Source organism: Magnetospirillum fulvum MGU-K5, from assembly GCF_000442515.1.
Classification (GTDB): Bacteria; Pseudomonadota; Alphaproteobacteria; order Rhodospirillales; family Magnetospirillaceae; genus Phaeospirillum; species Phaeospirillum fulvum_B.
Genome location: NZ_AQPH01000002.1, coordinates 40,831 through 54,754 on the forward strand (window position 1 = coordinate 40,831; position 13,924 = coordinate 54,754).

Here is a 13,924-nt window from a genome sequence, read left to right on the forward strand (position 1 = left end):
GGGAGGCCATCCCTCCCCCTATTCGCCGACATTCAACAGGGCACCGCGCACCCGCGCCCCGTGCCAGGCATAGAGAAACAGCCCGATCCCCAAGGTGAGATAGACCAGATCGAGCGCCAGAGCCGACAACATCAGATCGGTGCGGACAACACCCTGGATCATCACCGCCCGCATCCCCTCGAACACATGGGCGGGCGGCAGCGCCCAGGCCACGCTTTGCAGCCAGCCGGGCAGGACCGAGATCGGGTAATAGACCCCGGCCAGCGGACCGATCGCGAAGATCATCACCCAGGCGAGGCTTTCCGCCCCCAGGCCAAAGCGCAGCACCATCGCCGACACCGCCAGCCCGGTGGCCCAGCCCATCATCGTCAGCAGGGTCCAGAACACCAGCAGCGGCAGGCCCAACGAGAACAGTGAGAAATGGTAAAGCGGGATCGCCAGCAACGCGGCGGGCAATACCCCGATCATGGTGCGGATAAAGCTCATCACCAGGATCGCCGCCACCATTTCGCCGGGGCGGAGCGGACTGACCGAGAGATAGCCGAGATTGCGCGACCACATCTCTTCCAGGAACGACAGCGCCACCCCCAGATTGCCCCGGAACATCACGTCCCACAGCAGCGCGCCCGCGATCAGCACCCCCCCGGCCTGGGCGAACCAGGACGAGTTGTTCGACAGAAACTGGCTGGTAAAGCCCCACATCACGACGTTGATCAACGGCCAATAGGCCATTTCAAGCAGGCGCAGCCACGACCCGCGCAGGATGTAGAGGTGACGCAGGCACAGACCCGCGACCCGCCGGATCGACAGAATCATGGTTCCCCCCAGGACGGACCATCGGGACGGCGGCGGTCGCGGGCGATGTCGAGGAACACTTCCTCCATCGTGTCGCGGCCATAGCGGGCGAACAATTCGGCCGGCGTGCCGCGATCGACGATCCGCCCCGTCTTCATGATCAGCACCTGATCGCACATCCGCTCAACCTCGGTCATGTTGTGCGAGGCCAGCAGCAAGGTCGCCCCGGTGCGGCGGCGATAATCCTGAAAATAGCCGCGCAGCCAGTCGGCGGTATCGGGATCGAGCGAGGCGGTCGGCTCGTCCAGCAGCAGCAATTCAGGCTGATTGAGCAACGCGCGGGCCATCGACACCCGCGTCTTCTGCCCGGCCGACAGTTTGCCCGCCGGGCGATCAAGCAGATCGGTCAGATCGAGATCGCGGCACAAATCCGCCATCCGCCCCTTCAGGTCCGGCACCCCATAGAGATGGCCATAGACGGTCAGGTTTTCCCGCACCGTCAGGCGATGAGGCAGATCGACATAGGGGCTGGAGAAATTGACCCGCGGCAGCACCCGATAGCGGTGGCGGATCATGTCCTGACCCAGCAAGGCGATGTCGCCGCTGCTCGGCAGCAGCAGACCCAGCAACATCGACAAGGTGGTGGTCTTGCCCGCGCCATTGCCGCCCAACAGCGCGGTGACCGAACCGGGCTCGACGGTAAAGCTGATATCGTCGACCGCCACCACCGAACCGAATCGCTTGGTGACGCCCCTGACCTCGATCGCCTTCACGATCTGGGCCGCGCCCGCAGGCGCTTGCGCGGGTCGCCCTGGATCAGGGTTTCGATGTGGCGGCCCTGGAACAACGAAATGCCGACCGAGTGACCGAACTCGACCGAGGCCGGATTGTCGCAGCGGCACAGAATGATCCGGTTAACTCCGATCCGGCGCAGCGCGTCGGTGCGGTTGTCCTTCTCCTCGGTCAAAGCGGGGTCCCACACCAGCTTGATCAGATCGGCCCCCAGCCGCTCGCGATCGACGAAGGGCAATTGGGCATAGCTCAGACCATCGACGCAGATGCGATAGCCCCGGTCGTGGGCAAAATCGCGGGCGAACAGATAGGCGCCAAGATCGGCGTAGATATCGACCTTTTGCAGTTCAAGCACGATGGTCCCGCGCATCCCGGCCTTGACGTTGTCGTCGAACACCAGGAATTCCGGCCCCAGAATCGTCGAGACATTGAGGTTGATGCTGATATCGCCTTCCAGGGTGCGGTCGTCATGCTTGTTCAACATGCTGAGAACCCGGCGATCGAGCGTCTCGGTCAGTTGCTGGAACAGCCAGGGACTGGAATTGACGTTGACCGAGGGAAACAGGGTCTGGCGCAGATCGGCGATCGAGATGAACAATTCATGGAACACCGGCTGCGGCGGCGTCTTGCCCACCATCGCGCACACCGCCTGACGGCGCAGCAGATTGGCCAGATCGGCCTGACCCAGCGCCGCTTCGACCCGGATCAGCAGATCGGGGGTAAACGGCGTGCCCTGCGGCTTTTGCATCCGGGCGCGTTCGGTGGCGGCGGCTTCGGTCGAAACGGACCGCCGGGCCGATTCCTCCTGCACCATCTTCTGGGCCAGGGTCAGCAGCAGATCGTATTCGCGGTCCAGGCTGAACCAGGTGCTGAACACCGTCTGGTTGCCCAGATGCTCTTCGCTGATCAGCGGATCGTCCGAGAACAGAAAGCGCAGTTTGACCACCGCCGCCTCGATCTCGTCCTGGGCCTGCGCTTTGTAGATCACCATCAGATCGGCATTGGCCAGCACGAACAACTGGGCCTGCATCAGCTTGACCAGCGGCTCGAACGTCCCGGTGGCCATCCGCAGATGATGGTCGCGCCGGTTCTGCGCCAGCAGTGCCGACAGATGGATATGCACCGCCTTGCGGTCCTGGCGGTGGCGTTCCAGCCGCCGGACGTAATCAAGCAGCAAGGTTTCCTGGCTGTTGGCGCGGGCACCGGCGGCGGTTGGGGGGGGCGGGGGTCGCATCGGCTGGGCCTCTCGTCCTACCGCAGGGTCTGAAGCGACGGGAACAGGTCGAGCATATCGTTATCGGCGCATTCGCCGCGCGGCGTCCCGGTGATCACCCCGTGCCGCTGGGTGCATTGAGCCAAGGTGCAGGCGGCGGCGTTGCGGCACGCCCCCATCGTGGTGGCGGCGATCAGCGAATCGAGGAAACGGCCCTGGAACATCCGGATTCCCAGCGACATCCCCCAGGTAATCGCGGCCTCGGTCTCGCACCGGGCCAGGATTACCCGGTCGAATCCGACCGGGCCCAGGGAATGCTGGATTTCGGCGGTGCGGATATCGTCCTGCATGTCCGAACTCCAGCTCAGTTTGACGTAATCGGTGTCGAACAATTCGCAATCCATGAATTGGAGACCGACCGAGGTCATCCCGTCCAGCACCGATTTATGACCCCGGGCGCGCAGCCGGTCGCGGGCCCGGAAAAAGCCTTCGAGATTGTTGAAGATGTCGAGCATCTGGAACTCGACCACCAGCCCGGCCCGACCGCGCACCTTCGCCTCGAAGGTCTGAAAGGCCGGGGTCTCGATCGTGCTCATATTGAGGTTGAGCGAGAAGGCCTTGGGCGGAACCCGCAAACCGGACTCGCCCAGCGCCGCCAGAACCTGCTGGTCCAGTTCCTGCGACAAATGCTGGAACAGCCAGCGATTGGACAGAATGTCGATGTCAGGAGCCAGCGCCTTTTGCAGGTCGGCGATCGACATGTAAAATTCCTGGAACTCGACCTCGGCCGATTCGTGTTCGACGATGCGGATGCAGGCCTGACGGCGCACCACTCCGGCGATGTCGGTGTTGCCGATCCCGTCGAGCACCTGAACCAGGGTGGTGGCTTCGAGCGGCAGACGCTTTGGCTGAGGCGCGACATCGGCCTTGGTCTTGCGCACCGCGTCGCGCATCTCGCCGCACAGGGCGAAAAAGGCGTCGTAATCGCACTCAAGATCGTACAGCGCGACAAAGCGGTCCGATCCGTCGGCCGCTTCGGCATAGGTCAGCGGATCCGTCGAGAACAAGGCGCGCAGCTTGTAGACGATCGCATCGAGATCGGACAGTTGCGCGTCCTTGCAGATCAGCATGATGTCGGAATTGGACAACAGGAAGATCTGGCCGCGATAGACCGTGACCATCGATTCGAACATGCGAAAGGCAATGCGAATCCGGCCTTCCTCGCGATTGGCGGGCAGCAGGCGGGACAAATGCAGATGCAGCGCCAGACGGCCTTCGCGCAGCCGGCCGATCCGTTCGGCGGCGTCGAAGAGCAGGCTTTCCGGCGTCACGACTTCCTGCGGTTTTCCTCCGAACGCCCCGGCGTTCATCCAGCCCTCTTCGATCCGGCCCCGGTGGTCGGAGCCTTAAGGTGCGAACCGGCCGGATCGTTCCAGGCCGATCCATAGAGATACCATCGGCCTTGGCGGGGTTCCTAGAGCAATTTGGGCGACAGGCCCCCGACCGGACGGGCGGCCGCGTGGCCCCCATCCGGTCGGGCGAGACCGATCAGGCCCGGCCGAACACCCGCTGGAAGATGGTGTCGACATGCTTGGTGTGGTAGCCGAGGTCGAACAGCGATTCCAGCACCGGAGCGCTCAGATGGGCGGTGACCTGGGCGTCGGCCTTCAGCAGATCGAGGAAGTTCGCCCCTTCCTGCCACACCCGCATCGCATTGCGCTGCACCGCCTTGTAGCTGTCCTCACGGCTCATCCCCGCCTGGGTCAGCGCCAGCAGCACCCGCTGCGAGAACACCAGACCACCCAGCTGATTGAGATTGCGGGCGACGGCATCGGGATAGATCACCAGGCTTTCGACCACACCGGCCAGCCGGTTGAGGGCGAAATCGAGGGTGATGGTCGCATCGGGACCGATCATCCGCTCGACCGAGGAATGCGAGATGTCGCGTTCATGCCACAGGGCGACGTTTTCCAGCGCCGGGGTGACCATGCCGCGCACCAGACGGGACAGCCCGGTCAGGTTCTCGGTCAGCACCGGGTTGCGCTTGTGCGGCATCGCCGAACTGCCCTTCTGACCGGGGGAGAAATATTCCTCGGCCTCGCGCACTTCGGTGCGCTGGAGATGGCGGATTTCGGTGGCGAGATGTTCGATCGACCCGGCGATGACGCCCAGCGTGGCAAAGTACAAAGCGTGACGGTCGCGCGGAATGACCTGGGTCGAAACCGGCTCAGGCGTCAGGCCCAGCTTCGCCGCGACGTGAACCTCGACGCGGGGGTCGATGTTGGCAAAGGTGCCGACCGCGCCGGAAATGGCACAGGTGGCGATGTCGGCCCGCGCCGCCACCAGCCGGACGCGAGCGCGCTGGAAGGCGGCGTGGAAGCCCGCGAACTTCAGACCGATCGTCACCGGCTCGGCATGAATGCCATGCGAACGGCCCATGCAGGCCAGATCCTTGAACTCGAACGCGCGCTTTTCCAGCGCCGCCAGCACCCGGTCGATATCGGCCAGCAGCAGGTCGGCGGCCTGGGTCAACTGCACCGCCAGACAGGTGTCGAGCACGTCGGACGAGGTCATCCCCTGATGGATGAAGCGGGATTCGGCCCCGACATGTTCGGCCAACTCGGTCAGGAAGGCGATGACGTCGTGCTTGGTCTCGCGCTCGATCTCGTCAATCCGCTCAATCCGTTCGGGGGTGTAGACCAGATCGCCCCGTTCCCACACCGCCCGGGCGGCCTCGACCGGAATCACGCCGATCTCGGCCAGGGCGTCGCAGGCGTGGGCTTCGATTTCGAACCAGATGCGGAAGCGGTTGGCGGGCTCCCAGATGCGGGTCATCTCGGGGCGGCTGTAGCGCGGAATCATCTAAGAACCTCGGATAGGTGAGTACGTTTTCGGCAAATGGAGAGAGCGCCGCTTTACGGCAAGCGCTCGTCGATGAAACGGCCCTCGGCCACCGCGCGCTGATCTTCGCGCAGCAGGGCGGACAGGGGGCTGTCGGGGCGGACCTCGCCCCAATGATCGTAATGGACCAGTTCGTCGAGGGGAAGACGCGGACGCCATCCGGCGGCCTGGAGTTCGGGGGTGGGGTGATAGCCCCGCACCTTGCCGACGCACAAATAGGCGATGGGCAGAATCGACGGCGGAATCCCCAGCGCCTCGCGCACCGTCTCGTTGTCGAAGATGCTGACCCAGCCGACGCCCAGCCCTTCGGCGCGCGCCGCCAGCCACAGATTCTCAACGGCGCAGACCGAGCTGAACAAATCCATCGTCGGAATGTGGGTCCGTCCGATCACCACCGGACCGGCGCGGTCGCGGTCGCAGGTGACACAGATATTGACCGGGGAGTCCAAAATGCCTTCCAGCTTCAGCGAGCGATAGATATCGCGCTTGTCCTCGGAAAACATCAGCGCCGCCTCGGCATGAGCCTTGACGAAGGCGTCGTGCACCTTGGTCCGCACCGCGCGGTCGCGCACCACGACGAAGCTCCACGGCTGCATATAGCCGACCGAGGGAGCGTGGTGGGCGGCGATCAGCAGACGGCTCAACACTTCGTCCGAAATCGGATCGGGGAGAAATTCGCCCCGCGTGTCGCGCCGGGTCAGGATAGCGCGATAAACGCCGTCGCGCTCGGCTTCGGGCAGCGGAACGGCAGGCAGCAGGGCATCGGTCATGATCGGGCTCCCCGTAGCGCCGCACTCACGCGGCGGAAAGTCCGGTTTATAGCCGATCCCTCCCGCCGCCGTCACCCCCTAGAGGAACCCCCAGGACCGCGCCCTTGACCGCGCGGGCTCCGTTGTTTTTGAATCATTACAAAACAATCACCCCGGCGAAATGCTGCGGTAATCCGCGCTGTGGCATTCTGTCATCATCAGTTTTGGATCAACCAGCCACCCCACGAAAGGTCATCGTCTTTTTCGGTTCCTGGCGGAGTTGCTCCCGCCGCCGCTTCGACCAGCCTCCCCCCGGCTTCGGTCGCAGCCCTCCGGTCCGGACCGTCCCCCCCCCCTTCCGGTTCCGGCCTTAAATTAAGCCCCCGCACCCTCCCCCCTGGTGCGGGGGTTTTTTATCGGATGGCAGCGCCCCGGACTAGACGTACGTCTGAGAATGACCATATCTTCGGTATTATACCAGACCGACCCAAAGGCACCTCGATTGTCCCGGTTCCTCAAACCGCACCAGCCGATCGACAACCGCTATTGGCTCCGTACCGCGACCTATGTCGCCGCCTGTTTGCTGCTGGGCGGGTTCGGGGCCTTGCTCTCGGTCGATCTGGTCGAATCACATCGGCATGAATACGAAATCGTCCAGCGGGATTCCGACAATCTGTCCCGCGTGCTGGAACGTCAGGTCGTCTCGGCGGTGGAAAAGATCGGCATTCTCCTGGGCGAATCCGCCAATGATTTTGCCCCGGTGATGAACGGCACCCGCCGCCGCGACCGGCTGGCGGCCAATCTTGACCTCAAGCGCCTGATGGCCTTTGCCCCCGAAGCGATGGAAAACAGCCTGCGGGTGGTCGATGTCGACGGACGGGTCGTATTCAATGCGGGCAATTCGGACGATCTGCCCGTGATCGACGTCAGCGACCGCGCCTATTTCCAGCAGCAGAAAGCCAGTCCCAATATCGGCTTGCTGGTCTCCGAACCGATCAAGGCCCGGATCAACGACGTCTGGGTCGTTTCGCTCAGCCAGCGGATCAACGGCCCTGACGGCCGATTCCTCGGATTGATGCAGGCCGCCCTGCCCACCCATTATTTCCAAAACCTGTTTGCCGAAATCGATACCGGCAAGCTCGGCTCGGTTGCCCTGATCGATTCCAATCTGCGCCTGCTCGCCCGCTATCCAGCGCGGCCCGAACTGATCGGCACCACCGTTAACAGCGAGGAATTGCGGGCCGGGCTGGCCGGAGAACAATTCTCCGGCAGCTATGAAAGCGACTCCCGCATCGACGGGGTCCACCGCCTGTTCACTTATCGCAAGCTTGATCGCCTGCCTTATGTGGTGGTGATCGGGCGGGCGCAGGTGGAATTCATGAGCGGCTGGCGGCGCAAGGCGGTCCTATACGGCGTGTCTTATCTGGGCCTCAGTCTTGCTTTGCTGTCGTTCCTCTATCTGCTCCAGCGCCATACCGAAGAAAACCGCCGACTGGTCAATCAGGTGTTTGACGCCACCCGCGAAGGAATCGTCGTCACCGATTCCGAAGGCCGGATCGTCACCGCCAATGCCGGCTTTACCGCGATCACCGGCTATTCCCGCCCCGAAGTGATCGGGCAGAGTACTGCGATTCTCCGCTCGGGACGACACGGGGCCGAATTCTATCAGGCGCTGTGGGACAAGCTGCGGCGCGAGGGAGTCTGGCGCGGCGAGATCTGGAACCGCCGCAAGTCGGGCGAGATCTATCCCCAATTGCTGTCGATCAGTGCGCTTCGCAAACGAGGCGACGTGGTGACGCATTATATCGGTGTCTCCAGCGACATCACCGAACTCCATCAGGCCCGCCTCCAGGCCGAGGCGGGCAATCAGGCCAAGTCGGAATTCCTGGCGACGATGAGCCATGAAATCCGCACCCCGATGAACGGGGTGATCGGGATGACCGGCCTGTTGCTCGACACCCGGCTGACCGAAGAGCAGCGGATTTTCGCCCAGACTATCCGCGATTCGAGCGAATCCCTGCTGTCGGTGATCAACGACATTCTCGACTTCTCGAAAATGGAAGCGGGCAAACTCGATTTCGAGGAAACCGCGTTCGAGATTCGCCCACTGCTCGAAGGCGTCATTGATATCCTGTCCCCCCGGGTCCGTGGCCGCGACATTGACCTGACCTGCCTGATCCCCCCCGGCGCTTGCGGGGTGTTCCGGGGCGATCCCGGACGGCTGCGTCAGGTTCTGCTCAATCTGGTCGGCAACGCGGTCAAATTCACCGAACGTGGCACGATCTCGATCGTGGTCGCGGTCAGCGATGCCGCCGATGGGCGGACGCTCCTGACCGCCACCGTTGCCGATAGCGGGATCGGCATTCCTGATTCGGCAAAGCCCCAATTGTTCGACACCTTCACCCAGGCGGACGCCTCGATGGCGCGGCGCTTTGGCGGAAGCGGGCTGGGGCTGGCGATCTGCAAGCGAATCGTCGATTGGATGGGCGGCGAGATCGGCTTCGACAGCCGCGAGGGCGAGGGCAGCACCTTCTGGTTCACCGTGCCGCTGCGGCGGTCGGACGAACTTCCCTCCGAAGCGGCCAGCGGCATCGAACTTGACGGTGCCCGGATTCTGGTGGTCGACGATATCCCGACCAACCGCGACATCCTGCGCCAGCAATTGGAAGGATGGGGAGCATTGGTCACCGCATTCGGCTCCGCCCCCGCCGCGATCGAGGCGGTGCGCAATGACGTGGCCGCTGGTGACCGGTTCGACGTCGCGATCCTCGATCACCTGATGCCGGAGATGAGCGGCCTCGATCTCGCCGTGTTGCTGCGCAACGATCCCGCCACCGCGTCGCTGCCGGTGGTGATGGCGACCTCGGCCGATCTGTCCGCCGTGCGGCCGCAGATGGAACGGCTGCGGATCGACGAGATTCTGGTCAAGCCGGTGCGGCAAAGCGCCCTGCTGAACGCGGTGCTGCGCTGCCTGGGGCGGCTTCCCCCCGACACGGCCCAGACAATCGTCCCCACCACCGATTTTCCCATCACCACGCATCCGCTGCGCATCCTGGTCGCCGAGGACAACGCGATCAATCAGCAGGTCGCGGTCGGATTACTGGCCAAGCTCGGCCATCGCGCCGACATCGCCGATGACGGGGCCGAGGCGATCGAGCGGGTGATGGCGGGCGAGTACGATCTGGTGATGATGGACATGCAGATGCCCCGCATCGACGGGCTGGAGGCGACCCGGCAAATCCGCGCCCTGCCCTCACCCAAGGCCAAGGTGACGATCATCGCGATGACCGCCAATGCGATGGAAGGCGACCGCACCACCTGCCTTGACGCCGGAATGGACGATTACATCTCGAAGCCGATCGATCTGCGCCGCCTGATCGACATGCTGACGAAATGGAGCGACCGGGCGCGGACCGGGCGCGACGACAGAACCGAGGCGCTGGTCGATCTTGCCGCGATGAGCGATCTGCGCAACGCCCTGGGAGTGGCCTCGTTCCAAAGCCTGCTCGACCGCTTCTGGAGCACGCTTCCCGCCTCGCTCGAGCAATTGCGTCTCGCGGCAACCTCCGGCGATCCCGCCACGCTCAATTCCACCGCCCACGCCCTGGCCGGAGCGGCGGGCAATCTCGGGCTGCCCCTGCTCTGCCGCCACCTGCTCGGGCTGGAACGGCACGACCCGGCCGACGGTCCGATCATCGACGCCATCGAACGGATTGCCGCTTTGGCCGAGCAGGCCCGCCGCGCCATCCCTCCCTCGGTCGTGGGATAGAGCGTGACGTAAGGTTGTCAGATCTTCACAGAATCGCTTTTGGGGCCGTCACCACCGGGCTTGACCCGGTGGTCAATGGGGCAGAGTCGAAACTTGATTGGAAACAGTGGATTGGCCGGTGCCATGGGGATGGCCGGGTCAAGCCCGGCCAAGACGGGTGAGGTGTTTCCCCCTGAACCTGGACAAACTCTAAAACCCCCGCAGCCAGCGCGGCCGCACCCCGGCGCGGCCCTCCAGCACCGCGTCGATTTCGCCCAGCAAGCGGTCGCGGTCACGCGGCAGGGTTCCGGCCAGGGCCAGGGCGTTGCTGGCGTGGTTGGAGCGGAAAATCACCGGAGCAAGCGGGGCCAGTCGCTCGATCAGAGCGCGCAGTTCGATCAGCACGCCGCGATCATCCTGGGGCACGAAATCGGGGCCGATCCGGTCGAGGAAGCGCGGAGCGACGCTCTCTTCCAACCCCAGTTGCAGGGTCGAGAGATAGACCGGAGGGGCGCGGTTGATCAGATCGGCGCTGGCCTCGATATGCTCCTGCCACCCGTTCCGTCCGCCCAGCCCCAGGATCAGCGTCGCCGAGACTTTCAGGCCACTGCTCCGCGCCAGGGCCAGCGCCGCTTCCATCTGCGCCGCCGATCCCTTGGATATCCGTTTCAGCAGATCGTCCCAGCCGGTTTCGATCCCGAGATAGACCAGACCCAGCCGCCGCGCCTTCAGCCGGGCGATATCGTCCGCTCCCTTGCGCAGGATGTCGAACGGGGTGGCATAGGCGGAAATCCGTTGCAGATCGGGGAAGCGGGCGGCGAGATGGTCGCACAGGGCGATCAAATCCTCGGTCGGCAGGCAATAGGCATCGCCATCGGCGAGAAAGACCCGCCGGGCATCGGGCCAGTCGGCGGCGGCGCGGTCAATATCGGCCATCACCTCGGCCAGCGGCCGGGCCCGGAACGTTTTCGACTTGTACATTGAACAGAAGGTGCAGGCGTTGAAGCGACAGCCCAACGTCGCCTGCACAATCAGATTGTCGCCTTCGGACGGCGGCCGCCACAGCGGAAAGTCATATGCGATCACCCGTTCCTCCCCGCGTCATCCCTCGCCTTGGCGAACGATAACACGGACGGGCCGGGTTCGACCCCTTCGCCGCCGAAGCCGACGGCGAAGGGGTGGGAGACCGGAAAAGATCACTCGTCCCCAGACGCCTTCGCCAGCGACTTGGCCAGGGAATAGACCTGAGCCCGCACCTTGGGATCAGAGATTTTATAGAACGCCCGAACCAGTTCGAGGGTCTCGCGCCGGGCCAGCACGTCCTTTTCCTGATGCGCCACCGCGGCAGAGGTGGCGTCGCCCTTGACGATCGACACCGGCGACAGCGCCTTCACTTCCTCGGGCATGTCGTCATAGAAAAACGAGATCGGCACGTCGAGAATGCGGGCCAGATCGAACAGACGGCTGGAACCGATCCGGTTCGCCCCGCGCTCGTATTTCTGAACCTGCTGGAAGGTCAGGCCGATGGCCTCGCCCAGCTTTTCCTGACTCATCCCCAACAGGGTCCTGCGCAAACGGACGCGCGACCCCACATGGATATCAACCGGATTGGCGCTGCCATCGTCGAGACGGCCGCGAGTCGATTTCCGACGCGCAGGGGCGGGCGTCGCCGAGGCAGCGTCAGCTGTCGATGAATCAACTTTGTTTTTAGCGATCATGATGGGTCCTACCCGAACTGAGTTGCATACTATTAGCATAGTACGAATTAGCTATGCACACGGCATATATCAAGGGCCAGTCCGGGTATTTGGCCCTCATCAGGTGTTTTTTTAGGGGCAGAGAGAGATCGTAGGGTTGTAACCGTAGCGATCACCGCCGCGCGAAACCGGCGCGGTCGGCGGGGAATGCAGCGAAATGCAAAGGAAGTCAAGCAGTTCAGCCTGTTTTGCGCTGCATGCGTCCCCGGCGGACGGACTTGGGCCGCCCCGACCTCATTACAGAAAAATCATGTTGGCGAAATGTCGCGGTAATCTCGGGCGGGGCATACTGTCATCATAAGGTTTCGGTCAAACGGTCACCCCGATCCGGAACAAGCGTCTCGATCCTCGGCGGACTTGAACTCCCCGCCTCGTCCATGGTGCGGCCTTCCCCCTCCCGGGCCGCGACGCTTCTCTCTTCGGATGCCCCCCCTCCGAAGAGATACACAACGACCCCCGCACACCCCCCCTGTGCGGGGGTTTTTGTTTGTCCCCGTCTGTTTCCTGGCGCCGCGACCGCCCCCCTATTTCAGGAACGCGGCGATCGAGCCGACCATCTGGTCGAACAGCGGGTTATAGCCCAGCCGCGCGGTCAGCGGCCCACCCGCGTCGATCTCGGCCCTGGTCGGCTCGCCCAGCCGCTGCGGCCCCTGGGCCAGAGGGGCAACGCCCCGGCACAGCGCCGCCCCGGCCCGCTGCTCCGGCGTCACGCAGCCGCAGAAGCTGGACCAGTCCTTCTTCGAGGCATAGGCCAGACAATTGCGGTAATCGCCCGCGATGCCGTAATGGCGGTTGGAGGGAGAAACCGGCACCCCGATATGGCTGAGGCTGGTGACGCAAAGTCCCGGCGCATCGCCAAAGGCGCACAGCTTGGCCGCGCCGCCGCGCTCGGGAGCGCAGCCGACATCCTGCGTGCCCAGACCGCGCAAACAGGTGATGCGGCGGTCCTCGGCCCCCAACGCGCCGTAATAATCGGGCTGGGCCGCCAGGGTGGCAGGCGCGACATAGAGCAGGACGCGGCTGTCGGGATTGCCGACCCGCTTGCGGAAGAACTCGATCGACGCCTTGGCATCGACGGTGACGTCCTCGGCGGCAAAGGCCATCAGCACCGGCAGAGTCAGCGGCCGGGTCGCGGTCTCGACTTCGGTCATCACCTCCATCAGCGGGCGCGGTGCCATCACCGGAAAGGATTCGGCCTTGGCGAAATCCTGATCCTCATCAAGGCGCAGCCAATGGCCTTCGGGGCCAAAGCCCGAGGCGGCGGTCATGATCGCCTGAAACAGCTCGAACCCGAACGGAATGCGGTGGAGCGGAAAGCGGTTGGTCAGCCCGATCGACGGCGACAACAGAATCAGCGAGGCGACCGGCGGCGCGGTCGGCGTGCCGTTGAGGACCAGATCAAGCGCCAGCGTCGCCCCGGTCGAAAAGCCGACCAGATGGACCCGCCCGACCTGACCGGCAAAGCTGTCGGTGCCATAGCGGACGGCGGCTTTCCATTCGGCGGCGGTGGGGCGGACCAGATCGCCCGGCACCGAGCCATGCCCCGGCAGCAGGATCGAGCGGACCAGCAGACACTTGCCCGGCAGCCGGGCCAGGGCGTCGCCCAGATCGCGCATCAGGAACGGCGAATCGCTGAGACCGTGGATCAGCAGCACTCCGTCCTTCGCGGTACCGCCGCATTCCTCGGCCAACGGCCATTGCCGGGGCGCGACCAGTTCGACATGGGCGGCGCGGACGGCATCGTCCGGCTCGATCGCCTTGCGGGCGGCATCCAGCGCGGCCTTGGTATCGGCGACATAGGCGGCGAACGGCTTGTCGGTGGTGCCGTCGCGCCAAGTCTCCATCGGCATCGCCGACAGCCCGTGACGCGCCGCCGACCATATCGCGCCCTCCTGGGCGGCCCGCGCGGAACCGGTTCCCAGCAGCAGGACCGCCAGGATCGCAAAGACGAAGCGCATCGTTCCCCCTC

At 64.3% G+C, this 13,924-nt stretch carries 10 protein-coding genes; 1 reads left to right on the top strand and 9 read right to left on the bottom strand.

Going from position 1 to position 13,924, the window contains the following annotated elements; all coding sequences use genetic code 11:
• Nucleotides 1-18: 18 nt before the first annotated feature.
• The 6 genes from K678_RS00860 to bluB form a co-directional block, all read right to left on the bottom strand.
• Complete coding sequence (locus tag K678_RS00860; protein ID WP_021130561.1) at nt 19-816, bottom strand: ABC transporter permease; 798 nt, start codon at nt 814-816, stop codon at nt 19-21.
• The gene (locus K678_RS00865; protein ID WP_021130562.1) at nt 813-1,568 is read right to left on the bottom strand and encodes an ABC transporter ATP-binding protein; all 756 of its coding nucleotides are present in this window, start codon (nt 1,566-1,568) and stop codon (nt 813-815) included. Before K678_RS00865 ends, K678_RS00860 begins: the two co-directional genes overlap by 4 nt.
• Nucleotides 1,565-2,821: a hypothetical protein gene (locus tag K678_RS00870; RefSeq protein ID WP_021130563.1), complete on the bottom strand. Its 1,257-nt coding sequence runs from the start codon at nt 2,819-2,821 to the stop codon at nt 1,565-1,567. Before K678_RS00870 ends, K678_RS00865 begins: the two co-directional genes overlap by 4 nt.
• Nucleotides 2,822-2,838: 17 nt before the next feature.
• The gene (locus K678_RS00875) at nt 2,839-4,170 is read right to left on the bottom strand and encodes an EAL domain-containing protein (protein ID WP_021130564.1); all 1,332 of its coding nucleotides are present in this window, start codon (nt 4,168-4,170) and stop codon (nt 2,839-2,841) included.
• A 178-nt stretch (nt 4,171-4,348) separates the two neighbouring features.
• Nucleotides 4,349-5,662 (bottom strand): adenylosuccinate lyase, encoded by a 1,314-nt coding sequence (gene purB, locus K678_RS00880; protein ID WP_021130565.1) that lies wholly within the window; start codon nt 5,660-5,662, stop codon nt 4,349-4,351.
• Between the two features lie 53 nt (nt 5,663-5,715).
• Nucleotides 5,716-6,471, bottom strand: a complete 756-nt coding sequence (gene bluB, locus K678_RS00885; protein WP_021130566.1) for a 5,6-dimethylbenzimidazole synthase — start codon at nt 6,469-6,471, stop codon at nt 5,716-5,718.
• Between the two features lie 481 nt (nt 6,472-6,952).
• On the opposite strand from bluB, the gene K678_RS17490 reads away from it, so the two are divergent.
• Nucleotides 6,953-10,219, top strand: coding sequence for a response regulator (locus K678_RS17490; RefSeq protein ID WP_021130567.1), 3,267 nt, complete (start codon nt 6,953-6,955; stop codon nt 10,217-10,219).
• A gap of 189 nt (nt 10,220-10,408) precedes the next feature.
• Here K678_RS17490 and K678_RS00895 read toward each other — a convergent pair whose 3' ends face one another.
• From K678_RS00895 to K678_RS00905, 3 genes are all read right to left on the bottom strand, one after another.
• On the bottom strand, nt 10,409-11,284 hold the full coding sequence (locus K678_RS00895) for a radical SAM protein (RefSeq protein ID WP_021130568.1): 876 nt from the start codon (nt 11,282-11,284) through the stop codon (nt 10,409-10,411).
• A gap of 110 nt (nt 11,285-11,394) precedes the next feature.
• Nucleotides 11,395-11,916, bottom strand: a complete 522-nt coding sequence (locus K678_RS00900) for a helix-turn-helix domain-containing protein (protein ID WP_021130569.1) — start codon at nt 11,914-11,916, stop codon at nt 11,395-11,397.
• Between the two features lie 563 nt (nt 11,917-12,479).
• The gene (locus K678_RS00905) at nt 12,480-13,913 is read right to left on the bottom strand and encodes an alpha/beta hydrolase (RefSeq protein WP_021130570.1); all 1,434 of its coding nucleotides are present in this window, start codon (nt 13,911-13,913) and stop codon (nt 12,480-12,482) included.
• Between the last annotated feature and the right edge of the window lie 11 nt (nt 13,914-13,924).

Bases quoted from the DNA above. Each gene is read 5' to 3' on its own strand.
- K678_RS00860 (WP_021130561.1), bottom strand. From the start codon at position 816: ATGATTCTGTCGATCCGGCGGGTCGCGGGTCTGTGCCTGCGTCACCTC.
- K678_RS00870 (WP_021130563.1), bottom strand. From the start codon at position 2,821: ATGCGACCCCCGCCCCCCCCAACCGCCGCCGGTGCCCGCGCCAACAGC.
- K678_RS00875 (WP_021130564.1), bottom strand. From the start codon at position 4,170: ATGAACGCCGGGGCGTTCGGAGGAAAACCGCAGGAAGTCGTGACGCCG.
- purB (WP_021130565.1), bottom strand. From the start codon at position 5,662: ATGATTCCGCGCTACAGCCGCCCCGAGATGACCCGCATCTGGGAGCCC.
- bluB (WP_021130566.1), bottom strand. From the start codon at position 6,471: ATGACCGATGCCCTGCTGCCTGCCGTTCCGCTGCCCGAAGCCGAGCGC.
- K678_RS00900 (WP_021130569.1), bottom strand. From the start codon at position 11,916: ATGATCGCTAAAAACAAAGTTGATTCATCGACAGCTGACGCTGCCTCG.
- K678_RS00905 (WP_021130570.1), bottom strand. From the start codon at position 13,913: ATGCGCTTCGTCTTTGCGATCCTGGCGGTCCTGCTGCTGGGAACCGGT.